This window comes from Mesorhizobium sp. M0960, from assembly GCF_040319055.1.
GTDB lineage: Bacteria > Pseudomonadota > Alphaproteobacteria > Rhizobiales > Rhizobiaceae > Mesorhizobium.
Genome location: NZ_JAMYNN010000003.1, coordinates 260,798 through 283,322 on the forward strand (window position 1 = coordinate 260,798; position 22,525 = coordinate 283,322).

24 protein-coding genes are annotated in these 22,525 nt (G+C 63.4%); 10 read left to right on the top strand and 14 right to left on the bottom strand.

The window, feature by feature from the left end; all coding sequences use genetic code 11:
- Nucleotides 1-188: 188 nt before the first annotated feature.
- The 5 genes from NKH63_RS09545 to hutI all read right to left on the bottom strand — a co-directional run bounded on the left by NKH63_RS09545 (nucleotide 189) and on the right by hutI (nucleotide 6,570).
- Nucleotides 189-776, bottom strand: a complete 588-nt coding sequence (locus NKH63_RS09545) for a HutD/Ves family protein (RefSeq protein ID WP_023717208.1) — start codon at nucleotides 774-776, stop codon at nucleotides 189-191.
- 8 nt (nucleotides 777-784) lie between these two features.
- Nucleotides 785-2,455, bottom strand: coding sequence for a urocanate hydratase (hutU, locus tag NKH63_RS09550; protein WP_352481266.1), 1,671 nt, complete (start codon nucleotides 2,453-2,455; stop codon nucleotides 785-787).
- 32 nt (nucleotides 2,456-2,487) lie between these two features.
- Nucleotides 2,488-3,297 carry an N-formylglutamate deformylase gene (gene hutG, locus NKH63_RS09555; protein ID WP_352481267.1) on the bottom strand — a complete coding sequence of 270 codons (810 nt, stop codon included), beginning with the start codon at nucleotides 3,295-3,297 and terminating at the stop codon, nucleotides 2,488-2,490.
- A gap of 490 nt (nucleotides 3,298-3,787) precedes the next feature.
- On the bottom strand, nucleotides 3,788-5,323 hold the full coding sequence (hutH, locus tag NKH63_RS09560) for a histidine ammonia-lyase (RefSeq protein ID WP_352481268.1): 1,536 nt from the start codon (nucleotides 5,321-5,323) through the stop codon (nucleotides 3,788-3,790).
- Nucleotides 5,320-6,570 (bottom strand): imidazolonepropionase, encoded by a 1,251-nt coding sequence (gene hutI / locus NKH63_RS09565; RefSeq protein WP_352917833.1) that lies wholly within the window; start codon nucleotides 6,568-6,570, stop codon nucleotides 5,320-5,322. The genes hutH and hutI overlap by 4 nt, the downstream gene beginning before the upstream one ends.
- A gap of 98 nt (nucleotides 6,571-6,668) precedes the next feature.
- Between hutI and NKH63_RS09570 the strand changes: the two genes are divergently transcribed.
- Together NKH63_RS09570 and hutC are read left to right on the top strand one after the other, a co-directional pair.
- Nucleotides 6,669-8,021: a formimidoylglutamate deiminase gene (locus NKH63_RS09570; protein ID WP_352481270.1), complete on the top strand. Its 1,353-nt coding sequence runs from the start codon at nucleotides 6,669-6,671 to the stop codon at nucleotides 8,019-8,021.
- Nucleotides 8,018-8,779 (top strand): histidine utilization transcriptional repressor HutC, encoded by a 762-nt coding sequence (hutC, locus tag NKH63_RS09575; protein ID WP_352481271.1) that lies wholly within the window; start codon nucleotides 8,018-8,020, stop codon nucleotides 8,777-8,779. The genes NKH63_RS09570 and hutC overlap by 4 nt, the downstream gene beginning before the upstream one ends.
- Nucleotides 8,780-8,960: 181 nt before the next feature.
- On the opposite strand, the gene NKH63_RS09580 is transcribed toward hutC, so the two are convergent.
- A complete protein-coding gene (locus tag NKH63_RS09580) occupies nucleotides 8,961-9,305 on the bottom strand; it encodes a RidA family protein (protein WP_352481272.1) in 345 nt (114 codons plus the stop codon).
- Nucleotides 9,306-9,529: 224 nt separating this feature from the next.
- Here NKH63_RS09580 and aztA point away from each other — a divergent pair, with 224 nt between their 5' ends.
- The 4 genes from aztA (at nucleotide 9,530) to NKH63_RS09600 (ending at nucleotide 12,694) form a co-directional block, all read left to right on the top strand.
- The gene (gene aztA / locus NKH63_RS09585; RefSeq protein WP_352481273.1) at nucleotides 9,530-10,345 is read left to right on the top strand and encodes a zinc ABC transporter ATP-binding protein AztA; all 816 of its coding nucleotides are present in this window, start codon (nucleotides 9,530-9,532) and stop codon (nucleotides 10,343-10,345) included.
- The gene (aztB, locus tag NKH63_RS09590; RefSeq protein ID WP_352481316.1) at nucleotides 10,345-11,220 is read left to right on the top strand and encodes a zinc ABC transporter permease AztB; all 876 of its coding nucleotides are present in this window, start codon (nucleotides 10,345-10,347) and stop codon (nucleotides 11,218-11,220) included. The genes aztA and aztB overlap by 1 nt, the downstream gene beginning before the upstream one ends.
- 22 nt (nucleotides 11,221-11,242) lie before the next feature.
- Complete coding sequence (gene aztC / locus NKH63_RS09595; RefSeq protein ID WP_023717198.1) at nucleotides 11,243-12,169, top strand: zinc ABC transporter substrate-binding protein AztC; 927 nt, start codon at nucleotides 11,243-11,245, stop codon at nucleotides 12,167-12,169.
- Nucleotides 12,170-12,355: 186 nt separating this feature from the next.
- Nucleotides 12,356-12,694, top strand: coding sequence for a protein tyrosine phosphatase family protein (locus NKH63_RS09600; protein WP_023674411.1), 339 nt, complete (start codon nucleotides 12,356-12,358; stop codon nucleotides 12,692-12,694).
- Nucleotides 12,695-12,706: 12 nt separating this feature from the next.
- Here the strand turns inward: NKH63_RS09600 and NKH63_RS09605 are convergent, their stop codons facing one another.
- Nucleotides 12,707-13,174 (bottom strand): Lrp/AsnC family transcriptional regulator, encoded by a 468-nt coding sequence (locus tag NKH63_RS09605; protein WP_023717197.1) that lies wholly within the window; start codon nucleotides 13,172-13,174, stop codon nucleotides 12,707-12,709.
- A gap of 153 nt (nucleotides 13,175-13,327) precedes the next feature.
- On the opposite strand from NKH63_RS09605, the gene hppD reads away from it, so the two are divergent.
- The 3 genes from hppD to NKH63_RS09620 all read left to right on the top strand — a co-directional run bounded on the left by hppD (nucleotide 13,328) and on the right by NKH63_RS09620 (nucleotide 15,111).
- Complete coding sequence (hppD, locus tag NKH63_RS09610) at nucleotides 13,328-14,443, top strand: 4-hydroxyphenylpyruvate dioxygenase (protein WP_352481274.1); 1,116 nt, start codon at nucleotides 13,328-13,330, stop codon at nucleotides 14,441-14,443.
- Between the two features lie 69 nt (nucleotides 14,444-14,512).
- The gene (locus tag NKH63_RS09615) at nucleotides 14,513-14,737 is read left to right on the top strand and encodes a type II toxin-antitoxin system Phd/YefM family antitoxin (RefSeq protein ID WP_023717195.1); all 225 of its coding nucleotides are present in this window, start codon (nucleotides 14,513-14,515) and stop codon (nucleotides 14,735-14,737) included.
- Nucleotides 14,734-15,111, top strand: coding sequence for a type II toxin-antitoxin system VapC family toxin (locus NKH63_RS09620; protein WP_023717194.1), 378 nt, complete (start codon nucleotides 14,734-14,736; stop codon nucleotides 15,109-15,111). Before NKH63_RS09615 ends, NKH63_RS09620 begins: the two co-directional genes overlap by 4 nt.
- On the opposite strand, the gene NKH63_RS09625 is transcribed toward NKH63_RS09620, so the two are convergent.
- Genes NKH63_RS09625 through hmgA form a run of 5 tightly spaced genes read right to left on the bottom strand, consistent with a single transcriptional unit; the run spans nucleotide 15,112 to nucleotide 19,255 of the window.
- Nucleotides 15,112-15,666, bottom strand: a complete 555-nt coding sequence (locus tag NKH63_RS09625) for a DinB family protein (protein WP_023717193.1) — start codon at nucleotides 15,664-15,666, stop codon at nucleotides 15,112-15,114. It abuts the gene before it with no gap.
- Between the two features lie 4 nt (nucleotides 15,667-15,670).
- Nucleotides 15,671-15,964: a hypothetical protein gene (locus NKH63_RS09630; RefSeq protein WP_352481275.1), complete on the bottom strand. Its 294-nt coding sequence runs from the start codon at nucleotides 15,962-15,964 to the stop codon at nucleotides 15,671-15,673.
- Nucleotides 15,961-16,983, bottom strand: coding sequence for a fumarylacetoacetate hydrolase family protein (locus NKH63_RS09635; protein ID WP_023717191.1), 1,023 nt, complete (start codon nucleotides 16,981-16,983; stop codon nucleotides 15,961-15,963). The genes NKH63_RS09630 and NKH63_RS09635 overlap by 4 nt, the downstream gene beginning before the upstream one ends.
- Before the next feature lie 48 nt (nucleotides 16,984-17,031).
- Nucleotides 17,032-17,931: an MBL fold metallo-hydrolase gene (locus tag NKH63_RS09640; RefSeq protein ID WP_352481276.1), complete on the bottom strand. Its 900-nt coding sequence runs from the start codon at nucleotides 17,929-17,931 to the stop codon at nucleotides 17,032-17,034.
- A 10-nt stretch (nucleotides 17,932-17,941) separates the two neighbouring features.
- Nucleotides 17,942-19,255: a homogentisate 1,2-dioxygenase gene (gene hmgA / locus NKH63_RS09645; protein WP_352481277.1), complete on the bottom strand. Its 1,314-nt coding sequence runs from the start codon at nucleotides 19,253-19,255 to the stop codon at nucleotides 17,942-17,944.
- Between the two features lie 137 nt (nucleotides 19,256-19,392).
- Here hmgA and NKH63_RS09650 point away from each other — a divergent pair, with 137 nt between their 5' ends.
- Nucleotides 19,393-19,842: a MarR family winged helix-turn-helix transcriptional regulator gene (locus NKH63_RS09650; RefSeq protein WP_023717189.1), complete on the top strand. Its 450-nt coding sequence runs from the start codon at nucleotides 19,393-19,395 to the stop codon at nucleotides 19,840-19,842.
- 199 nt (nucleotides 19,843-20,041) lie between these two features.
- On the opposite strand, the gene tdh is transcribed toward NKH63_RS09650, so the two are convergent.
- Entirely contained in the window at nucleotides 20,042-21,076 is a 1,035-nt protein-coding gene (gene tdh, locus NKH63_RS09655) for an L-threonine 3-dehydrogenase (RefSeq protein WP_352481278.1), read from the bottom strand.
- Nucleotides 21,077-21,142: 66 nt separating this feature from the next.
- On the bottom strand, nucleotides 21,143-22,330 hold the full coding sequence (locus NKH63_RS09660) for a glycine C-acetyltransferase (protein ID WP_352481279.1): 1,188 nt from the start codon (nucleotides 22,328-22,330) through the stop codon (nucleotides 21,143-21,145).
- Nucleotides 22,331-22,525 lie beyond the last annotated feature (195 nt).

The following is a 22,525-nucleotide window of genomic DNA, read 5'->3' on the forward strand; positions in this document are numbered from 1 at the left end:
CATCGCAACACTTGGCCGAATGTTTGTTTCCGCACCACGACAAGGTGTCGTCTTTCGACAACTTCCAGGCGAGCGCCTCCGAGCATCGTTTCGGCTTCTGATCGGCGGAAGATTCAGGCTTTTTCGTGATGCAGGGACCAGCTTACGCAATATTTGACCGGCGTCTCGATCATGTTTGGAAACAGGCGTTAATCGTTGCCGGCAATGCGATCGATGCGGATCACGAACAGCATCGCCGGCCGGACGGGATCAAGGCGCAGTTCCGGCGCTTGCGGCCCGAGCAACAGCGCATCGAGCGGCCCCAGTTGCACGGGCGCGGCGCCGGCCACCCTAAGCTCGCCGTCGAGGGACAGGATGAGTGTTTCATCGGCTCCAAACCGGATTTTCGTCGGAGCCGAAATCAACAGGCGCTCGATCTGGTGGATCGCCCGGGTCCGGCGGGTCATGACGTTGAGGTCGGTGATCGGACCGGCGATCAGCGTCGCTTGCGTTGGCACGTCGGCCGGAAAGGCAAGCGGTGCGGAAGCCTTGGTGATTTCGACCGGCGGCCGGCCGGCGATATCGAGGACCATGCCCTCGCCTTCCAGCAAGGCCAAAGTCCGGTCGACGCCGGGAAAGCCGGAAAACGGGCCGCCGCCCTCGACCAGCGCCATCGAGACGCGCCAGTCGAAATCGTCGAGCCCAGCACCTGCCGGCGAGACGGCAATCTCCGTCGTCACGCCGCCGCCGTTCTTCCACGGCATCGACCGGTATTCCGAGGCCCGAAGGATGCGCAAGGCGCGGCTCAGCCCAATATGCCGGGCAGGTTGAGCTGGTTCTCCCTGGCGCACTCGATCGCGATGTCGTAGCCGGCGTCGGCGTGACGCATGACGCCCGTCGCCGGATCGTTCCACAGAACCCGCTCAAGGCGCTTGGCCGCCTCACGCGTGCCGTCTGCGACGATAACCATGCCGGCATGCTGCGAAAAGCCCATGCCGACGCCGCCGCCATGGTGCAGCGACACCCAGGTGGCACCGGACGCGGTGTTGAGCAAGGCGTTGAGCAGCGGCCAGTCGGAGACGGCATCGGAGCCGTCCTTCATCGCCTCCGTCTCGCGGTTCGGCGAGGCGACCGAGCCGGAATCGAGGTGGTCGCGGCCGATGACCACCGGTGCCTTCAGTTCGCCGCTGGCGACCATCTCGTTGAAGGCGAGGCCGAGCCGGTGGCGGTCGCCAAGGCCAACCCAGCAGATGCGGGCCGGCAACCCTTGGAAGGCGATGCGCTCACGCGCCATGTCGAGCCAGTTGTGCAGATGGGTGTTACCAGGAGTCAGCTCGCGCACCTTGGCGTCGGTTCTGTAGATATCCTCGGGATCGCCGGAAAGTGCTGCCCAGCGGAACGGGCCGATGCCGCGGCAAAACAGCGGACGGATATAAGCCGGCACGAAACCCGGGAAGGCAAAGGCATTCTCAAACCCCTCCTCCTTCGCCACCTGGCGGATGTTGTTGCCGTAGTCGAGCGTCGGCACGCCGGCGTTCCAGAACGCCACCATCGCCTCGACATGCTCGCGCATCGACGCGCGGGCAGCCTTTTCGACCGCCTTCGGGTCGCTGGTGCGCTTCTCGCGCCATTCGGCCAGCGACCAGCCCTTGGGCAGATAGCCGTTGAGCGGGTCATGCGCCGAGGTCTGGTCGGTGACGATGTCGGGGCGTACGCCGCGCCGCACCAGTTCCGGCACGATGTCGGCGGTGTTGCCGACCAGGCCGACCGATTTCGCCTCACCGGCTTTGGTCCAGCGCTCGATCTTCTCCAGCGCCTCGTCGAGGGTGTCGGCGCGCTCATCGACATAGCGGGTGCGCAGCCGGAAATCGATGCGGTCGGGATCGCATTCGACCGCCAGGCAGCAGGCGCCGGCCATGACCGCGGCGAGCGGCTGGGCACCGCCCATGCCGCCGAGGCCGCCGGTCAGGATCCATTTGCCTTTGAGATTGCCGCCATAGTGCTGACGGCCTGCCTCGACGAAGGTCTCGTAGGTGCCCTGCACGATGCCTTGCGTGCCGATGTAGATCCATGAGCCGGCCGTCATCTGGCCGTACATCATAAGGCCTTTTCTATCGAGCTCGTTGAACTTCTCCCATGTCGCCCAGTGCGGCACGAGGTTCGAATTGGCGATCAGCACGCGCGGCGCATCGGCATGGGTGCGGAACACGCCGACCGGCTTGCCGGATTGCACCAGCAGCGTCTCGTCGTCGGCAAGCGTCTTCAGCGAGGCAACGATGCGGTCGAAATCGTTCCAGGTGCGCGCCGCCCGGCCGATGCCGCCATAGACGACCAGTTCGTTGGGATTTTCGGCGACGTCCGGATCGAGATTGTTCATCAGCATGCGCAACGGCGCTTCCGTCAGCCAGGTGCGGGCGTTGAGCTCGCTGCCGCGCGGGCTGCGCACTTCACGGATATTGTGGCGAGGATCGGTCATGATTGTCCCTTTCGAGTGAGGTGCGCCGTGCGTCAGCGTTCAGCCCAGGCGATCGCCGTTTCCAGGATCTTTCTCAGCGTGACGCGGATCGGCGCTGCGAATTCGGCGTCGTAAGGCACCGGCCAGTTATCCGGTTCGCCCTTGCCTTCGGGCTCGCGCAGATAGCCACGGTTGGAGAGCTCCATCTGCAGCGCGTGGACGCCGGCTTGCGGCTGGCCGAAATGACGCGTGATCCAGCCGCCCTTGAAGCGGCCGTTGACGACAAAGCTCTCGCCGGTTTCTGCGACAATCTGCGTGACTTTCTCCTGCAACGCCGGATCGGCGCTCTTGCCGTCATTGGTGCCGAGATTGAAGACCGGCAATTTGCCTTCGAACAGGCGCGGCAGCACCGAACGGATCGAGTGGCAGTCATAGACGACGATCTTCCCGTGCAAAGCGCGCAGCCTGTCGATCTCGGCCTGCAACGCGGCATGATAGGGCACGAAGAATTTTTCGCGGCGTTCGTCGATCTCAGACGGCCCCGGCTCCTCGCCTTCGCGGTAGAGCGGATCGCCGTCGAAGGTCTCGGTCGGGCAGAGCCCAGTCGTCGTCTGGCCGGGATAGAGCGAAACGCCAGACGGATCGCGGTTGACGTCGATGACGGTGCGCGAGATCGCCGTATGCACCACCGTCGCGCCAAGGCTCTCGGCGAAATCATAAAGCTTATCGATCCACCAGTCGGCGTCACGGCGGCCGAGCCAGGGCGAGATAAGTCGGTTGTCGAGGCCGGCCAGATCGATGCCGGTATGCGGGATCGAAACCAGCAGGGGTGCCGTGCCTCGGGTGACGGTGAGCCAAGTCATGAGAAGTCTCCGCGCGTTGGAGCTCTACGGCGCCCCCCTCTGCCCTGCCGGGCATCTCCCCCACAGGGGGGGAGATTGGCAGCTGCGGCGCCTCGCTCAGTCCTGCAACGTTGGAGATTGGCGAAAGCCAGTGTAACGGCCAATCTCCCCACTCGTGGGGGAGATGCCCGGCAGGGCAGAGGGGGGCGCGGCAGAACGCGACCTTGCAATTGTCCGTGAACACCGACCTCGCTTTTTGCCGGCCGTGTCGTATTTTGTTCTTGCTTTGTGCCGGCAGCTATGCTACTAATATGGGTATGGTGATGATTGTCACCGACGACCCGCCCTCGAGGCGGGTTTTTTGTTTTTGACTTTGAAAATTTCGGTATTGCCGGGCTGAGGTTGGCGGGACAGCGCCGCCCTCTGTCCTGCCGGACATCTCCCCCACTTGGGGGGAGATCAGCTGGCGTCGAGGGTTTCGCCAACGTCCGAGCTGTGGCGGCGTACAGTCTCACGACGTCACTCCCGGCAGCTTTACCGCGCTTGCCGCTTCCACCGCCGCGCCGCTGCGTACCAAGGCGATGGCCTTCTCCATGTCGGGATGGAAGTGCCGGTCGTTGTCGAGATGCGGCACCTCTGCCCTGACCAGCCGGCGCACCGCCTCCAGCGCCGCGCTCGAGGCCAGCGGGGCATGGAAATCGCAGCCTTGCGCGGCGGCCAGCAATTCGATGCCGATGACGGCCGTCGCGTTCTCGACCATGCCGATGAGCCGGCGCGCGCCGTGCGCCGCCATCGAGACATGGTCTTCCTGGTTGGCCGAGGTCGGGATCGAATCGACGCTGGCCGGATAGGCCTTTTGTTTGTTTTCCGAGACGAGCGCCGCGGCTGTCACTTGCGGGATCATGAAACCGGAATTCAGACCCGGCTTGGGCGTCAGAAAGGCCGGCATGCCCGACAGCGCTGGGTCGACCAGCATGGCGATGCGGCGTTCCGACAGCGAGCCGATCTCGCAGACGGCGAGCGCGATCATGTCGGCGGCGAAGGCCACCGGCTCGGCGTGGAAATTTCCGCCAGAAAGCGCTGTGTCGTCCTCGGCAAAGATCAGCGGATTGTCGGTGACGCCATTGGCCTCGGTGCCGAGCGTATCGGCGGCCTGACGCAGCACGCTGAGTGCTGCGCCCATCACCTGCGGCTGGCAGCGCAGGCAGTATGGGTCCTGCACGCGCTCGTCGCCGACGCGGTGCGATTCACGGATGGCGCTGCCGGCCATCAAATTGCGCAACGCCTCGGCCGTCTCGATCTGGCCGCGATGTTTCCTGAGCAGATGGATGCGTGGATCGAAGGGCGCGTCGGAGCCCTTGGCGGCATCGGTCGACAGCGCGCCGGCGACCAGTGCCGACTGGTAGAGCACTTCCGCCTCGAACAAAGCTGCCAGCGTATAGGCGGTCGAAAACTGGGTGCCGTTGAGCAGCGCCAGGCCTTCCTTGGCGCCCAATGTCACCGGCTCCAGGCCGTGCGAAACGAAGGCGACCTTGGCGGGAAAGCGACCATGCGGGGTAAAACATTCGCCGACGCCGATCATCACCGCGGTCATGTGCGACAGCGGCGCGAGGTCGCCGGAAGCTCCAACCGAGCCTTGCGCCGGCACCACGGGAATAACGTCGTTGGCCAGCATCGCCTCGAGCAGCTCGATCGTCGGCGGCCGCACGCCGGAGGCGCCCTGGGCCAGGCTGGCCAGCTTCAGCGCCATCATCAGCCGGCAAATTGCCACCGGCATCGGCTCGCCGACGCCGGCGGCATGTGACAGCACGATGTTTCGCTGCAGCGTCTCGAGGTCGGCGGCGGGGATGCGCACGCTGGCCAGCTTGCCGAAGCCGGTGTTGATGCCATAGACCGGCTCGCCCTTGGCAACGATCCTGGCGACGGCCTCGGCGCTGGCCTTGATCTTCGGCCGGCAGGCATCGTCGAGCCTCAGTGCGGCGCCGCGATAGATGGCGCGCCAATCGGCCAGCGTGGCATTGCCTGGCCTGAGCTTGAGTTCGGTCATTGTCCCCTCCAGATGCGGGCATGCAGCGGATTGAAGCCCATGCGGTAGACGAGTTCGGCCGGGCGCTCGACGTCCCAGATCGCCAGATCGGCGGATTTTCCGGCTTCCAGCGTGCCGGTCTGTCCAAGCAGCCCGAGCGCGCGGGCAGCCTCGCGCGTAACGCCGGCAAGGCATTCATCGACGGTCAGGCCGAACAATGTCGCCGCCATGTTCATGGTCAGCAGCAGCGAGGTCAGCGGCGAGGTGCCGGGATTGTTATCGGTGGCAACGGCCATCCTGACGCCATGCTGGCGAAACAGGGCGATCGGCGGCTTCTTGGTCTCGCGGATGAAGTAGTAGGCGCCGGGCAGGATGGTCGCCACGGTTCCTGCCTTCGCCATCGCCGCCGCGCCCGCCTCGTCGGTATATTCGAGGTGATCGGCCGATAGCGCACCATAGCGTGCCGCAAGTTCCGCGCCGTGCAGATTGGACAGCTGGTCCGCATGAAGCTTGACCGGCAGGCCCGCCGCCTTGGCCGCATCGAACACGCGAGAAATCTGCTCCGGCCAAAAGGCGATGCCTTCGCAAAAGCCGTCGACGGCATCGGCCAAGCCCTCGGCAGCGACGGCCGGCAAAATCTCCTTGGCGACAAGATCGATAAAGGCGTCCTTGTCGCCTTTTGCTTCGGGCGGCAGCGCATGAGCGCCGAGGAGAGTGGTTCTGACCGTCACCGGCCGCTCACCGCCCAGCCGTCGCGCGGCGCGCAGCGACTTCTTCTCGTTTTCGAGGTCGAGACCGTAGCCGGATTTGATCTCGACGGTGGTGACGCCTTCGGCGATCAGCGCGTCGAGGCGTGGCAGCGACTGGGCGACCAGCTCGTCCTCGCTCGCGGCGCGCAGTGCCTTGACCGAGGAAACGATGCCGCCGCCGGCCTTGGCGACCTCCTCATAGGTGGCGCCGGCCAGCCGCATCTCGAATTCATTGGCACGGTTGCCGGCATGGACCAGATGGGTGTGGCAGTCGATCAAGCCAGGCGTGATCCAGCGGCCTTCGCAGTCGGTCGCCTCGGCGTCTTTGCCAAGTGCTCTGGGGCGGAGCGCTGCCGGCATGTCGGCTTCCGACCCGGCATAGACGATCCGGCCGTTGCGCACGGCGATTGCACCGTGCTCGACGACGCCTAACCCGGCGCTGCTATCAGCCATGGTCGCGAGGCGCGCATTGCGCCAAAGGCGAAGCTCCCGTGCCCGGTTTTTGCTCTCTCCAGCCATCATCTTTTCCGTTTCAATCGGGAGTTATTATGTATATACATATCAAAAGGCACTGCAAGCGCTATCATCACATGGCCAACCGGGATTTGGAGAAAGACGTGACGGCGATTTTTGCGGAACAGGCACTTCTGCCCGACGGCTGGCGCAGCGATGTGCGGATCGTAGTCTCCGACGGCAAGATCGCAACGGTCGAGGCGGATACCTCGCCTCTGCCTGGCGACGAGCGCCATTCTATCCTTTTGTCCGGCATGCCGAACCTGCACAGCCATGCCTTCCAGCGCGGCATGGCCGGCCTTGCCGAATTGCGCGGCCCTTCCGCCGACAGTTTCTGGAGCTGGCGCGAGGTGATGTATCGTTTCGCGCTGTCGATGACGCCGGACCAGGTCGAGGCGGTCGCGGCGCAACTCTATGTCGAGATGCTGGAGGCCGGGTTCTCGCGCGTCGGCGAGTTTCACTATTTACACCACGACCGCGACGGGCGGCCCTATGCCAATATCGCCGAGATTGCGGAGCGCATCGTTGCCGCAGCGTCCGAGACAGGCATCGGGCTGACTTTGCTGCCCGTCTTCTACGCGCATTCCTCTTTCAACCGCGCTGCGCCAAATGAAGGCCAGCGGCGATTCATCAACGATGTGAACCAGTTCTCGCGGCTTGTTGAGAAAAGCCGCGAATCCCTTCGCGCGTCGACTCAGGCTGTCGTCGGCGTGGCCCCACACAGCCTGCGTGCCGTGGCACCCGAGGAACTGGAAAACATCACGGCGATGGCGCCGGAGGGGCCGATCCACATCCACATCGCCGAGCAGATGAAGGAGGTCGAGGACTGCCTTGCCTGGTCCGGGGCGCGGCCGGTCGAATGGCTGCTTGCCAATGCCAAGGTCGACCAGCGCTGGTGCCTCATCCACGCCACCCACATGACCGACACCGAGACGACCGATATGGCGAAAAGCGGCGCCGTTGCCGGCCTCTGCCCGATCACCGAGGCCAATCTCGGCGACGGCACCTTTGCCGCGCCCCTTTTTATGCAGCATGGCGGCCGCTTCGGCATCGGCTCGGATTCCAACGTGCTGATCGGCCTGCCCGACGAGTTGCGCCAGCTCGAATATTCGCAGCGCCTCGCCCACCGCGCCCGCAACGTGCTGGCGGTGGCCGGCGGATCGACCGGTCGCGCGTTGTTCGATGCGGCGCTCGAGGGTGGCAGTTCCGCGCTGGGCGCCGGCGCCTCGCGGATCACTGCCGGTGCCTCGGCCGATCTCGTCTCGCTCGACGGCAAGCATCCATCGTTGGCGGGCAAGGCAGGTGATGCGATCCTCGACGCCTGGATTTTTGCCAACGGCACCAAGATCGATTGCGTCTGGGTGCATGGCAGGAAACTGGTCAGCGACGGCAGGCATGCAAGACGCGATGCCATTGCCGAGCGCTTCCGCAAGGTGATGACGGCGCTTTCGGCATGAGCATGATCGAGGCGATAAGCGCGGATTCTGGAAGCGCGGACGGCGGCGAGGCCCTTTCGCTACACCGGCGCATCCTGTCGGACATCAGCGAACGGATCCTGTCCGGCGCCTGGGCGCCCGGCCACCGCATTCCGTTCGAGCATGAACTGACGGAAGAATACAGATGTTCGCGCATGACGGTGAACAAGGCGCTGTCGCAATTGGCCAAGGCCGGGCTGATCGAGCGCCGGCGTCGCTCCGGCAGTTTTGTCCGCCGGCCGCAATCGCAGGCGGCCGTTCTCGAAATCCACGACATCCGAATCGAGGTCGAGGCACTTGGCCTGCCCTACCGCTACGAGCGCGTGGCGGGAAGCAGAAGGCGCAGCAGTGCCGACGATCGCGCCCTGCTGGAACTCGACGTCGCCGGGCCGGTGCTGGCGCTGGAATGCCGGCATTTCGCCGGCAACCGGCCGTTCGCCCACGAGCAGCGGCTGATCAACCTGGCTGCCGTGCCGGAGGCCGCCGAAGAGGCGTTTTTCGACACGGCGCCCGGTCCGTGGCTGATCGGCCGTGTGCCATGGAGTGCGGCCGAGCATCGCATCCGCGCGGTTGCAGCCGACAAGCATATCGCGGCGGCTCTCGACATCGCGACCGGCGCGCCGTGCCTGGTGATCGAGCGGCGAACATGGAGCGCCGAGCACCCCGTCACCCATGTCCGGTTCACCTACGCGGCCGAGAGCCACACGCTGGTGGCGCGGTTCACGCCGTCGCAGGGGTGAGCATTTCAACTGAGGGTCAGACCCCCTCACCCGGATTGCCGACCGAATTGCGAAGAGCATTCGGGGCAATCCGACCTCTCCCCGAGGGGAGAGGAGATCGCTGGTGCCAGCGCCAGTCTCTTCTCCCTCGGGGAGAAGGTGGCCGCGAAGCGGCCGGATGAGGGGGAACCTACGGAGCTGCTCAAATCGCCGCGGTGACAATGATCTCGACCAGATATTCCGGTCCGGCAAGCTTGGCCTCGCCGGTGGCGCGGGCCGGCGTGTTGCCCTGCGGTACCCATTTGTCCCACTCGGCGTTCATCTCGGCAAAGGTGCTCATGTCGGCCAGCCAGATGATCGCCTGCAGGATCTTGGTCTTGTCGGTGCCGGCCTTGGCCAGCAATTCGTCGATCGCCGCCAGAATGTCTTTTGTCTGGGCGCCGACGTTTCCACCCGGCTTGCCGACCTGACCGGCCAGATAGACGGTGTTGCCGTGGATCACGATCTGGCTCATGCGCGGGCCCACATCGATGCGACGAATGCTCATTGGATATTCCTTCTCTTGTCCGGCTTTCTCTTGTCGGCTGCGCCTGTTTAGGATCGCTGCTGGCTTCGAGCAAGGCCGCTCGAGCGGAACCTCTTGAGCCAAGCCAAAGCGGACAACATGACGGCCCGGCCGCAATTCCGCCCGATTGGCTTGTTGACTAATGTAATAACATCACATATCGAATCCGCCCCTGCAGCACCGATCGTCGCCCCATGGATCGTCACATGAGCCAAACCTGCCTGACCTTCCGCGACCTGACGCTGGGCTATAACAGCCATCCTGCGATCCACCACCTCAATGGTACGATCCGCAAGGGGTCCTTGACGGCGGTCGTCGGCGCCAACGGCTCCGGCAAGTCGACGCTGATGAAGGGCATCGTTGGCGTCCTGAAGCCGATGGCCGGCGCGGTGATCCGGGCGCCCGGCGTGCGCGCCGCCTACCTGCCGCAGCAGTCCGAGCTCGACCGCTCCTTTCCGGCCCGGGTCGTCGACCTGGTTTCGCTTGGCCTGTGGCCGCGGCGTGGCATGCTCGGCCGCTATACCAGGGAAGATCGCGACTCGGTCAGCAAGGCGCTGATGGCCGTCGGCCTCGGCGGTTTCGAGAAGCGGCCGATCGACACGTTGTCGGGCGGCCAGCTGCAGCGCACGCTGTTTGCCCGCGTGCTGTTGCAGGATGCCGAGCTCATCCTGCTCGATGAGCCGTTCAATGCCGTCGACACGAAGACCGTCGGCGACCTGATCGCACTGATCAAGCGCTGGCATGGCGAGGAGCGTACGATCATGGTGGTCGTCCACGATCTCGACCTGGTGCGGCAGAATTTCCCCGAAACACTGCTCCTGGCGCGCCAGCCGGTCGCCTGGGGCGAGACCAGAGAGACGCTGCGGCCGGAGAATTTGTTGCGCGCGCGCCGCTTCCACGAAGCCTGGGAGGACAACGCGCCATGGTGCGAGCCTGGCGAGCATGATCACAGTGTGCACGATCACAGCAGCCACGAGCATAGCCATGACCATCATCACGGCTCCGGGCCGAGGGCGGCATGATGGACGTGCTTTACGGTCTTTTCGTCGCCCCGTTTGCCGACTACGCCTTCATGCAGCGGGCGCTCGCCGGTTCGATGATGCTGTCGCTCGGCGCCTGCCCGGTCGGCGTGTTCCTGATGCTGCGGCGCATGAGCCTGTCCGGCGACGCCATGGCCCATGCCATCCTGCCGGGTGCTGCCGCCGGCTTCCTGTTTTATGGCCTGGAGATCCTGCCGATGACCATCGGCGGACTGATCGCCGGCATCATCGTGGCGCTCGGCGCCGGCGCCGTCTCGCGCTTCACCATCCAGCGCGAGGACGCCTCGATGGCGGCCTTCTATCTGATTTCGCTGGCGATCGGCGTGCTTATGGTGTCGATCCGCGGCTCCAGCGTCGATCTCATGCATGTGCTTTTCGGCACCGTGCTGGCGCTGAACAACGAGGCGCTGACGCTGATCGGCGGCATCGTCGTGGTGACGCTGGTCAGCCTCGCCATCTTCTGGCGAGCGCTGGTCGCCGAATGCCTCGACCCCTTGTTCCTGCGCTCGGTCAGCCGGATGGGCAGCCCGGTGCATTTCATCTTTCTCGGCCTCGTCGTGCTCAACCTCGTCGGCGGCTTCCAGGCGCTCGGCACCTTGCTGTCGGTCGGGCTGATGATGCTGCCGGCAGCGGCGGCCCGCTTCTGGACCTCGCGCGTCGAGCCGATGTGCGTGCTGGCGACAGTGATCGGCTTTGCCTCTTGCATTGCCGGGCTGCTGTTGTCCTATCATGCGTCGCTGCCCTCCGGCCCGGCCATCATCCTGTCCGCCGGCGTCGTCTATTTCGCCTCGATCCTGTTCGGGACGCGCGGCATCCTGCGCGCCCGCATCATCCATCACCGCCACAGAACTGCCTGATCCCAACGAAGGAGACTTGTCCATGCTGAAATCGATCCGCGCCGCTTTGGCCGTGAGCGTTATAACATTAACCGCCTTTGGCGCATCTTCGGCTTTCGCGGAGCCGTTGAAAGTGGTCGCCAGTTTCACCATCATCGGAGACTTCGCCAAGAATGTCGGCGGCGACCGGATCGATCTGACCACCATCGTCGGGCCGAACGGGGATGCGCATGTCTACGAGCCGAGCCCAGCCGATGCGGTGGCGATGGCCAAGGCCGACATCGTGCTGGTCAACGGCCTGCATTTCGAAGGTTTTCTGCAGCGCCTGGTCGACGCCAGCGCAACCAAGGCGACCGTCGCCGTGCTGACCAAGGGCGTCACGCCGATCAATTTCAAGCCCGAATTCGCCGAGGCCGACGCCCACGCCGATGGTGAGACGGCAACCGATCCGCACGCCTTCCAGTCGATCGCCAATGCCAAGATCTATGTGAAGAACATCGCCGACGCCTTCTGCACGGCCGACGCTGCGGGTTGCGACAGCTACAAGGCCAATGCAGCCGCCTATACGCAAAAGCTCGATGCGCTCGAGGGCGAGGTACAGGCAGCGATCCAGTCGATCCCGCAAGAGAAGCGCGTCGTCATCACCTCGCATGATGCCTTCGGCTATTTCGAGCAGGCCTACGGCTTGACGTTCCTGGCCCCGGAAGGCGTGTCGACCGAGTCGGAGCCCTCCGCCGCCGACGTCGCCAAGCTGGTCAGCCAGGTGAAACAGGACAAGGCGGCGGCGATCTTCGTCGAGAACATCACCAATCCGCGGCTGATCGAGCAGATCGCCAGCGAGACCGGCATCAAGGTGGGCGGCACGCTCTATTCCGATGCGCTCTCACAGCCCGACGGCCCGGCCTCGACCTATATCGACCTGATGCACAACAACATCGCCCAGATCAAAGGCGCGATCCTCGGCAGCTGAGCCGACCGATCCGGTTCATCCAGCCGGGCTGGCGCATGATGCGTCCTGGCGACATGCGGCGTTAGCCCGGCTGGATTTCCGGCATCGAAATCTCTATCTGCGCGGATGGATTTCTTTTCGCGCGGATTGCCGACCGGGTCAGGGAGTGGCAAGACTGCCGCTAACCAGATTGCGAGGACCCCAGCCATGGAATACCGTCAGATCAGCGAGGACTATTCGGTCTCGGGCCAGATCCAGCCCGAGGATGTCGCGACCATCAAGGCCGCCGGCTTCAAGAGCGTGATCTGCAACCGGCCGGACGACGAGCAGCCCGGCCAGCCATCGGCCGACACCGTCAAGGCGGCGGTCGAGGGCGCCGGGCTCGCCTTCCGCTACATCCCCGTCATCAGCGGCCAGATCACGGCCGAGAATGTCGAGGACCAGGCTGAGGCGCTCGACGAACTCGAAGGCCCGGTGTTCGCCTATTGCCGGTCCGGCGCCCGCTGCACCAATCTCTATGGGCTGATCCAGCAATCGAAGGGGTGAACGTTCGCGCCCTCAGATCGGCAGCGCGCCGGTCTCCTTCAACGTCTCCAGCACGATCGCCGTCTTCACATGCTGCACCGATTCGTGCGGGAGCAGCACGCTGTTGACGAATTCCGACAGCGACTTCAGGTCCGGCGTCACCACTTTCAATATATAATCCATCTCGCCGGTCAGCGCGTGCGCTTCCTGCACTTGCGGCAGCCGCGCCACTAATTCGCCGAAACGCCGCGCATTGTCGCGGTTGTGGGTGGCGAGCGTCACCGAAATGACGTTGACCAGGGAAAAGCCGAGCTTGTCGCGGTCGAGCACCGCCCGGTAGCCCTTGATATAACCGTCCTCCTCCAGCCGCTGGCGACGGCGCGAGCATTGCGACGCTGACAGATTCACTCGTTCCGACAAATCGTTGTTGGTCAACCGCGCGTCGGCCTGCAGCAGAGCCATTATCTTGCGGTCAAACTGGTCAATGCGCGCTTCATCCATGGATTTCGACCCGGTCATGCACAAGTTGCGCATGATCGGAACATTTCAAGCGTTTGAATGCAAGCAATTTGCACGCGCTCCGCGCTATGATTGGGCTCAGATATGGCCGATGCGGCCAATGCCAGATTTCGGGCCAGATTTCGGAGCAATGCCATGGGTCCCTTCCCGCACGACGCACCGCCCGCCAAGATCAGCAAAACCAATCCCGCCGGCACCGACGGCTTCGAATTCGTCGAATTCGCGCATGCCGAGCCGGAAAAGCTCGCCGAGCTTTTCACCCGCATGGGCTACGTGCCGGTGGCCAAGCACCGCAGCAAGGACATCACCGTCTGGCGGCAGGGCGACATCAATTATGTCGTCAATGCCGAACCCGGCTCGCATGCGATGAAATTCGTCGACAAGCACGGCCCTTGCGCCGCCTCGATGGCGTGGCGGGTGGTCGATGCCAGGCATGCCTTCGACCACGCCGTTGCCAAGGGCGCGACGCCCTATGAAGGCGCCGGCAAGTCGCTCGACGTGCCGGCAATCGTCGGTATCGGCGGATCGCTGCTCTATTTCATCGAAACCTATGGCGAGAAGGGCTCGGCTTACGACGCCGAGTTCGACTGGCTGGGCGAGCGCGATCCCAGGCCGGAAGGCGTCGGCTTCTATTATCTCGACCACCTGACCCACAATGTCTATCGCGGCCAGATGGACAAATGGTGGGATTTCTACCGCGACCTGTTCGGCTTCAAGCAGATCCATTTCTTCGACATCGACGGCAAGATCACCGGCCTGGTCAGCCGCGCCATCACCTCGCCCTGCGGCAAGATCCGCATCCCGCTCAACGAGTCCAAGGACGAGACCAGCCAGATCGCCGAATATCTGAAGAAGTACAATGGCGAGGGCATCCAGCACATCGCCGTCGGCACCGACGACATTTACGGCGCCACCGACAGGCTGGCCGCCAACGGCCTGAAGTTCATGCCGGGCCCGCCCGAGACCTATTACGACATGTCTTATGCCCGCGTGAACGGCCATGAAGAGCCGATCGAGCGCATGAAAAGGCACGGCATCCTGATCGACGGCGAAGGCGTCGTCGACGGCGGCACGACCAAGATCCTGCTGCAGATTTTTTCAAAGACTGTGATCGGGCCGATCTTCTTCGAGTTTATCCAGAGGAAGGGCGACGAAGGTTTTGGCGAGGGCAATTTCCGCGCTCTGTTCGAATCCATCGAGCAGGACCAGATCAAGCGCGGCGTGCTGAAGGTGGACGGCAAGGCAGCGTAGCCAGTTCGGCCGAGGTGCCTTGTGGTTTGATCAGTTATGACCTAAATTCTGGTCATAAAGGATCGAGTCATGAATGTTTCCATTGCCGAAGCCAAGGCCAAATTGTCGGAACTCGTCAGCCGTGCGGAAGCCGGCGAGGAGATCGTGCTCACACGCCACGGCAAGGTGGCGGCGCGTATCGTACCTCCGGCAGTGGCCGAATCCCTGCCGCGTATCGGCGCATTGAAGGGCAAGATCTGGATTGCGGACGATTTTGATGAACTCGGTCCCGAGTGGGATGAGTACGTGAAATGACGGTCGGCCCGTTTCTCGCCGACACACACATCATCCTCTGGTCGATTTCGGACGATCGGCGTCTCAGCGAGCACCACCGCGCTATTCTGGCTTCGGAAGCGGTGGTGTTCGCGAGCGCGGCTAGCGTCTGGGAAATTGCCATCAAACGCTCGATCAGAAAACTCGATGCGCCGGACGACCTGCCAACGCTGCTTCCAAGGATGCAATTTCAGCCGCTCGCCGTAACCTTCCAGCACGCAAACGCCGTCGGCAGCCTACCCCACCACCATGGTGATCCGTTCGACAGACTTCTGATTGCGCAGGCGCAAATGGAGAATCTCACCATCCTTACATCCGACCCGCATTTCGCCAGTTACGATGTGGCTTTGGCATAATTAGCCAAGCAGTTGGTCTCGCAGTCCCAGCCGCTCGACTTCGGCTTTCCTCAACTTAACATCGTAATCGAGGAAGAACTCGTCGAGTTGTGGCGGTTTCACCGAGGTGCCAGACAGCATCGCGTGCACCTGGCCGCGATGATGGATGTCGTGGATGAAGAGATGGGCGAGCAAATCGCCGATCCGCTCCGGTATCATGCCGTCCTCGCGCCGATCAGTGACGACGCGGCGTTCGAGATCGTCCGCCGACAGGCGGTCGCAAAAAGCGATCAGCCGCCGGTCGGCCTCCGCCCGCTTGCCAAAGAGCGCGTCCGCTTCGTCGAAGCGCAAGAACTCATCATAGGCCGCGGCGCCGACGCCGCCCTCTTCGAGAAAATCGAGATAGAGGTGATCGACCGCCAGAATGTGGTTCAGCGTTGCCTTGATCGACGGGAAGAAGCTGGTTCGCTCGGCTTCGAATTCACCAGGCTTAAGCTGCAGTACGGCGCCATAAAGCCGGTCGTTCGACCAGAGATTGTTGCGCGCCATGCGGCGGAAATGGTTCAGCAGGTCCATGACTTCACGCAGCTGACCGGACCAACGACAAGCCTGCCCCCATTAGCAGGAATCCAGCGAGAACAATCAGCAGCAGCCCGATCATGCGCCGCCGCATGCCTTGCGTTTCCTGGTCACGCGCGACGTTCGTGTTGGTGACGGTGTGAAACATCATCGCCTTGCGCGGAAAGCCGCTGCGGTTGGTCAGGCCGGGCGAGCGCGCCTCGATGCGATAGCTCAGCCGGATCGCCGGGATGAAGATCGCCAGCATGACAAGGGCCCAGACACCGCACAGGAGATAGAATGTCTCGCCTGTCATTCTCTTGCCCCCTCGTATTTCTCGACCTTCTGCTCGATGGCGCCGAAGATCGAATGCCCGCCCCTGTCCTTCATCTCGATGCGCACGGTATCGCCAAAGCGCAGAAACGGCGTCTTCGGTTCGCCGGCTTCGATGGTCTCGATCATACGCAACTCGGCGATACAGGAATAGCCGGCGCCGCCCGCCGAGACAGGCTTGCCCGGCCCGCCATCGAGCTTGTTGGAGACGGTGCCCGAACCGACGATGGTGCCGGCGGCCAGCGGCCGCGTTTTTGCGGCATGGGCAATCAGCGCCGGAAAGTCGAAGGTCATGTCGATGCCGGCGTTCGCCCGGCCGAACGGTTTGCCGTTGAGATCGACCAGCAGCGGCAGGCTGACCTTGCCGCCGTCCCAGGCATCGCCCAGTTCGTCCGGCGTCACCGCAACCGGCGAAAAGGCTGATGACGGTTTCGACTGGAAGAAGCCGAACCCCTTGGCAAGCTCGGGTCCGGTCAGGCCGCGCAGCGTCACGTCGTTGACCAGCATGACCAGCCGGATCGCTGCCCGCGCCTCGTCGAGGCCAGCGCCCATCGGCACGTCGTCGACAATGACGGCGACCTCGCCTTCCAGGTCGATGCCAAGGGTCTCGTCGATCATGCGGATTGGGTCGCGCGGTGCGAGGAAGGCGTCCGAACCGCCCTGGTAGATCAGCGGATCGGTCCAGAAGCTTGCCGGCATCTCGGCGCCGCGCGCCTTCCGCACCAGCTCGACATGGTTCACATAGGCCGAGCCGTCGGCCCATTGGTAGGCGCGCGGCAGCGGCGAATGGGCGTCGTGCTCGTGAAAGCGAGCCGACGGCACCGCATTGTTCTCCAGCGATTCGGCCATGGCGGTGAGATGCGGCGCGATCCGACGCCAGTCATCGAGCGCGGCCTGCAGCGTCCGCACCAGGAACGACGCATCGGTAAACCGCGTCAGGTCGCGCGAGACGACGACGAGTTTTCCGTCGCGCGTCCCGTCCTTCAAGGTGGCAAGCTTCATGCGGTTTCCTCTCCTGGCGCAGCTTTGGTGCTGCTTTGATTTTTTGTTCTAGGCATGATCTCTTCCGAAAACCGGTTTCCACTTTTCGAGATCATGCTCCAGCCCCACAACAAGGCCGTCGCGGGCGATCGTCAAGTCGCCGGCCCATGTTTTCCTGACGGCGGCAATCCAGTCGGCCTCGCCGATCTCGGGATCGTCGGCGGGAATGAGATGGTTGAGGACCAGTCTTTTGACGCCTGCATCGCTGGCGATGCGGCCCGCTTCCTCGGCAAAGCTGTGGCTGGCAAGCAGGTGTTCCCTCAGTCTTGCACCGTTGCCGGTCTTCGCGACCAACCGCTCGATGCCCTCTTCCAGCATGGCCTCGTGGACCAGGACGTCGGCGCCTTCGGCGAAATCCGACAATGGCGGAAAGAACGCCGTATCGGACGAGAAGACGATGCTTTGCCCGGCTTGCTCGAAGCGCAGCGCAAAGCAGTCCGTCACCGGCGGGTGGTCGACACGCAAGGCCGATATTTTGAGACCGCGCTCTTCCGCCACCTGCCCTTCACCAAACTCGACAATCGAGACCAGGTCGCGGAGATCCGGCCGCCCTTCGTCGGCGATGCGGATCTCGATGTCGAACTCCATCGCCTGGCAAAAGCGCTGCCAGTAGTAGCCGATGCCGGGCGGGCCGAATACGGTGACCTTTGTCCCCAGGCCGGCCGTCCATGCGGTGTGGATCAACGGTCCGAGTTCCAGCACATGGTCTGAATGCAAATGCGTGATGAAGATCAGGTCAAGCGCCTTCAGACTGACGCCGGCATCGGTCAGCCCGCGCGTTACGCCCAGCCCGCAATCGACGACGAGGGTGCGGCCGCCAATCTCCAGCAGCGATGAACTCGGCCACGGTCCGCCCGGCCGGAGCGCCGGACCACCCTTCGAGCCAAGAAGCACCAGACGATCCATCATGCGACGGCGCTCAAGACCAGTCGCCCTCGGGCGTGCCGTTGAAGCGTTTCTTCAGATCGGCCCAGCAGTCGATATAATTGTCCTGCCGGGTTTCGAGCTCGGCGCCATAGCGGGTCACCATCTGCGGGAAGCGTGTCTCGAACATGAAGGCCATGGTGTTGGCGAGCTTGACCGGTTTCAGCTCCGCGCGCGAGGCTTTTTCGAAGCCAGACGCATCTGGTCCGTGAGCCAGCATCATGTTGTGCAGGCTGATGCCGCCGGGCACGAAGCCCTCTTCCTTGGCATCGTACTGACCATGGATCAGGCCCATGAACTCGCTCATGATGTTGCGGTGATACCAGGGCGGCCGGAAAGTGTTTTCCGCCACAAGCCAGCGCGGCGGGAAGATGACGAAATCGATATTGGCGGTGCCTTCCTCGCCGCTCGGCGCGGTCAGCACGGTGAAGATCGATGGGTCAGGATGATCGAACAAGATCGCGCCGACCGGCGAAAAGGTCGCAAGATCATATTTGTAGGGCGAATAATTGCCGTGCCACGCCACCACATCCAGCGGCGAATGATCGATCTCGGTGACATGGAACTGGCCACACCATTTCGCGATCAGCCGGCACGGTGTTTCCTTGTCCTCGAACCAGGCACAGGGCGTCTTGAAATCGCGCGGATTGGCCAGGCAGTTGGCGCCAATCGGGCCGCGATCCGGCAGCGTCAGCTTGGCGCCGTAATTCTCGCAGACATAGCCACGCACTTGCGGATCCACCAGTTCGACCTTGAACACCAGGCCGCGCGGCAGCACGGCGATCTCGCCCGGCCTGAGTTCGATGACGCCCATCTCGGTGACGAAGCGCAAGGCTCCAACCTGCGGCACGACCAGCAACTCGCCATCGGCGTTGAAGAAATGGTCGTCGGCCATCGAACGGTTGGCGACATAGACATGTGCCGCCATGCCGGTCTGGCCGAGCACGTCGCCGGCGGTGGTGATCGAGCGCATGCCGGCGATGAAGTCTGTCGGCTCTTTCGGCATCGGCACGGGGCTCCAGCGATACTGGCCGAGAGCGAGCTGGTGGTCGCCGACGTTCGGCGCGCTTTTCCACAGCGGATAATTCGCCGCTTTGAAGCGACCGGTATGCCTGACGCTCGGCCTTATCCGATAAAGCCAGGAGCGCTCATTGGTGCCGCGCGGCGCAGTGAAAGGAGAGCCCGAAAGCTGCTCGGCGTAGAGGCCGTAGGCCGGCCGCTGCGGCGAGTTGCGTCCTTGCGGCAGCGAGCCCGGCAAAGTCTCGGTCTCGAAGTCGTTGCCGAAACCCGGCATGTAGGAATAGGCCATGGCATCCTCCCTGGATACTGACAGAGCGCGCTCCTCGCCTCCGATGGCTGCGGCACTCAAGCATTGACCAAACTGGTTTCATCTGTAACCATTGAAAATGTAACTATCAACCACGGCGTCTGCCGGGATACAAAATCATGGACGTCCTGGAACTCGAAAGCTTCCTGCCCTACCGGCTCTACCGTCTCGCCGATGCCGTCAGCCGGGAATTCTCCAGGATATACAAGGACCGTCACGGCCTGACCCGACCCGAATGGCGCACGCTGGCCGGGCTCGGCCAGCACGGCACCATGACCGCGACGGAACTCGGCGAGCAGTCGGCCATGCACAAGACCAAGGTTTCGCGAGCCGTCGCCGAGCTCGAACGGCGCCGCTGGCTCACTCGCACACCGGATGGAAAAGACAGGCGGGTCGAGCATCTGACGCTGACCCGAGCTGGCCTTGTCGCCTATCGCGAGATGGTGCCGCTGGCTAAAGCGTTCGAGCTGGAATTGCTTGCGAGGCTGAGCACGGAACAGCGAGCGGCCGTTGTCAGCGGAGTGGCGGCCCTGGAGATGGCGTTGCCGGATCGACGAAAGGAGCTGTGAAAGCTGCTACGCAGCGATCGTTCACACCCCCTCTGTCCTGCCGGACATCTCCCCCTCAAGGGGGGAGATTGGACGTCGCTTCGGCTTTCGCCAATCTCCAAAGAAGAGCGATGTCGGCGAAGCTGCCAATCTCCCCCCTTGAGGGGGAGATGGCCGGCAGGCCAGAGGGGGGTGCTGTCCCGCCAACATTTCTGATCGCCTACCAGTCCATCACCACCTTGCCGGAATTGCCGCTCTTCATCGCTTCGAAGCCGGAAACATAGTCGTCGATGCCGATGCGGTGGGTGATCAGGCCGCTGACATCGAGAGGACCCTGCACCAGCGCAATCATCTTGTACCAGGTCTCGAACATCTCGCGGCCGTAGATGCCCTTCAGATGCAGCATCTTGAAGATGACCTTGTTCCAGTCGATTTCGAAGCCGGTCGGCGCGATGCCGAGAATGGCGATCTTGCCGCCATTGTTCATGGTGTCGATCATGTCGCGGAAGGCAGGGGCTGCGCCCGACATTTCGAGGCCGACGTCAAAGCCCTCGGTCATGCCAAGCGCCGGCATCACGTCGCGCAGCTTTTCCTTCGATGCGTCGACGACATGCTGAACGCCAAGCTTATTCGCCAGTGCCAGGCGCACCGGGTTGATATCGGTGATGACCACTTTTCGCGCGCCGACGCACTGCGCCACCAGTGCACCCATGATGCCGATAGGCCCGGCGCCGGTGACCAGCACGTCCTCGCCGACGAGATCAAAGGACAATGCGGTGTGAACAGCATTGCCTAAGGGATCGAAGATCGCCGCGATCTCGTCGGGCACGTCGTCGGGGATCGGCACCACATTGTGCTGCGGGATCGCCAGGTATTCGCCAAAGGCGCCCGGCCGGTTGACGCCGACGCCGAGCGTGTTGCGGCACAAATGCCCCCTGCCCGCCCGGCAGTTGCGGCAATGGCCGCAAACGATATGGCCTTCGCCGGAAACGCGCTGGCCGAGTTTGTACTCGGTCACCGCCGTGCCGAAATCGGCGACGGTTCCGACGAATTCGTGGCCGGTCACCATCGGCACCGGCACCGTCTTTTGCGCCCACTGGTCCCAATTGTAGATGTGGACGTCGGTGCCGCAGATCGCCGTCTTCCTGATCTTGATCAGCACGTCGTTGGGGCCGATCTCCGGCACCGGCACCTCTTCCATCCAGATGCCCGGCTCGGCCTTAGCCTTGACCAGCGCCTTCATCATGTTCGACATTCTTTTGTCCCCAGAACCTTAGTCGCTTGAATCTCTTGATCCGGAATCGCTTTTCGGTCCGGCCGTTCAGGAAATCACGCCGAGTTCGCGACCGACTGCGGCGAACGCCTCAACCGCGCGATCGATGTCTGCGCTGGAATGGGCGGCCGACATCTGCGTGCGGATGCGCGCCTGGCCCTTCGGCACCACCGGGAACGAGAAGCCGATGACATAGATGCCGCGCTTCAGCATCCGCGCCGCCATCTCCTGCGCCAGCGTCGCATCGCCAAGCATCACGGGGATGATCGGGTGGTCAGCGCCGGCCAGGGTGAAGCCGAGCTTGCCCATCTCGGACCGGAAATGCCCGGCATTGTCGTAGAGCCTCTTCCGCAATCCATCCCCGACTTTGATCAGTTCGAAGACCTTTATCGAGGCGCCGGCGATCGCCGGCATCAGCGTGTTGGAAAAAAGATAGGGCCGCGAGCGCTGGCGCAGCCAGTCGACCACCGGCTTCCTGCCCGACGTGTAGCCGCCCGACGCTCCGCCCAATGCCTTGCCGAGCGTACCGGTGATGATGTCCACCCTGCCCTCGACGCCACAATGTTCGGCCGAGCCACGGCCATTCCTGCCGACGAAACCAACTGCATGGCTGTCGTCGACCATCACCATCGCATCGTATTTGTCGGCGAGGTCGCAGACGCCCTTCAGATTGGCGATGATGCCATCCATCGAGAACACGCCGTCGGTGGCGATCAGCCGGAACCGGCAGTCGCTCGCGTCTTTCAACCGCGCCTCCAGATCGGCCATGTCGTTGTTGGCGTAGCGGAAGCGCTTTGCCTTCGACAGCCGCACGCCGTCGATGATCGAGGCGTGGTTCAGCGCATCGGAGATGACCGCATCCTCCTCGCCGAGCAGCGTCTCGAACAGGCCGCCATTAGCGTCGAAGCAGGAGCCGTAGAGGATAGTGTCCTCCATGCCGAGGAAATCAGAAATGGTCGCCTCGAGCTGCTTGTGTTCTTCCTGCGTGCCGCAGATGAAGCGCACCGACGCCATGCCGTAGCCGTAACGGTCGAGCGCCTGCTTGGCTGCTTCCCGCAGTTCGGCGCTGTCGGCGAGGCCGAGATAATTATTGGCGCAGAAATTCAGCACCTTCTCGCCGCCCACCTCGATCTCGGCCGATTGGGTCGAGGTTATCACCCGCTCGGATTTGTAGAGACCTGCCGATTTCAGTCCTTCAAGCTCGCTGTCGATGTGGGAAAGGAATGCTTCGGTCATGATCAGGCCCTGTTGAGATCGATGAGGACTGTCGCGCCGCGCGGACGAAAAATCCATCGCAAAAGCGACCGCTTCGGTGGCGGCAATGGCACGGCAGAGGCCACGATGTTCAAATGCAGAGGCGCTGCGAAAGATTGCAATAACCACTTTGCGGGTTTCCCGCCACGGTCGCCGCCGCCGGCCTGTTGCCGCCCC

Excerpts from the sequence above, each read along its gene's own strand:
- hmgA (WP_352481277.1), bottom strand. The coding sequence starts at position 19,255 with ATGGCCTATTCCTACATGCCGGGTTTCGGCAACGACTTCGAGACCGAG.
- NKH63_RS09650 (WP_023717189.1), top strand. The coding sequence starts at position 19,393 with ATGGACGTCCTGGAACTCGAAAGCTTCCTGCCCTACCGGCTCTACCGT.
- tdh (WP_352481278.1), bottom strand. The coding sequence starts at position 21,076 with ATGTCGAACATGATGAAGGCGCTGGTCAAGGCTAAGGCCGAGCCGGGC.
- NKH63_RS09630 (WP_352481275.1), bottom strand. The coding sequence starts at position 15,964 with ATGACAGGCGAGACATTCTATCTCCTGTGCGGTGTCTGGGCCCTTGTC.
- NKH63_RS09625 (WP_023717193.1), bottom strand. The coding sequence starts at position 15,666 with ATGGACCTGCTGAACCATTTCCGCCGCATGGCGCGCAACAATCTCTGG.
- aztB (WP_352481316.1), top strand. The coding sequence starts at position 10,345 with ATGGACGTGCTTTACGGTCTTTTCGTCGCCCCGTTTGCCGACTACGCC.
- NKH63_RS09640 (WP_352481276.1), bottom strand. The coding sequence starts at position 17,931 with ATGATGGATCGTCTGGTGCTTCTTGGCTCGAAGGGTGGTCCGGCGCTC.
- NKH63_RS09660 (WP_352481279.1), bottom strand. The coding sequence starts at position 22,330 with ATGACCGAAGCATTCCTTTCCCACATCGACAGCGAGCTTGAAGGACTG.
- aztA (WP_352481273.1), top strand. The coding sequence starts at position 9,530 with ATGAGCCAAACCTGCCTGACCTTCCGCGACCTGACGCTGGGCTATAAC.
- NKH63_RS09580 (WP_352481272.1), bottom strand. The coding sequence starts at position 9,305 with ATGAGCATTCGTCGCATCGATGTGGGCCCGCGCATGAGCCAGATCGTG.
- NKH63_RS09605 (WP_023717197.1), bottom strand. The coding sequence starts at position 13,174 with ATGGATGAAGCGCGCATTGACCAGTTTGACCGCAAGATAATGGCTCTG.
- NKH63_RS09635 (WP_023717191.1), bottom strand. The coding sequence starts at position 16,983 with ATGAAGCTTGCCACCTTGAAGGACGGGACGCGCGACGGAAAACTCGTC.
- NKH63_RS09620 (WP_023717194.1), top strand. The coding sequence starts at position 14,734 with ATGACGGTCGGCCCGTTTCTCGCCGACACACACATCATCCTCTGGTCG.
- hutC (WP_352481271.1), top strand. The coding sequence starts at position 8,018 with ATGAGCATGATCGAGGCGATAAGCGCGGATTCTGGAAGCGCGGACGGC.
- hutI (WP_352917833.1), bottom strand. The coding sequence starts at position 6,570 with ATGGCTGGAGAGAGCAAAAACCGGGCACGGGAGCTTCGCCTTTGGCGC.
- aztC (WP_023717198.1), top strand. The coding sequence starts at position 11,243 with ATGCTGAAATCGATCCGCGCCGCTTTGGCCGTGAGCGTTATAACATTA.
- NKH63_RS09600 (WP_023674411.1), top strand. The coding sequence starts at position 12,356 with ATGGAATACCGTCAGATCAGCGAGGACTATTCGGTCTCGGGCCAGATC.
- NKH63_RS09615 (WP_023717195.1), top strand. The coding sequence starts at position 14,513 with ATGAATGTTTCCATTGCCGAAGCCAAGGCCAAATTGTCGGAACTCGTC.
- hutH (WP_352481268.1), bottom strand. The coding sequence starts at position 5,323 with ATGACCGAACTCAAGCTCAGGCCAGGCAATGCCACGCTGGCCGATTGG.
- hutG (WP_352481267.1), bottom strand. The coding sequence starts at position 3,297 with ATGACTTGGCTCACCGTCACCCGAGGCACGGCACCCCTGCTGGTTTCG.
- hutU (WP_352481266.1), bottom strand. The coding sequence starts at position 2,455 with ATGACCGATCCTCGCCACAATATCCGTGAAGTGCGCAGCCCGCGCGGC.
- hppD (WP_352481274.1), top strand. The coding sequence starts at position 13,328 with ATGGGTCCCTTCCCGCACGACGCACCGCCCGCCAAGATCAGCAAAACC.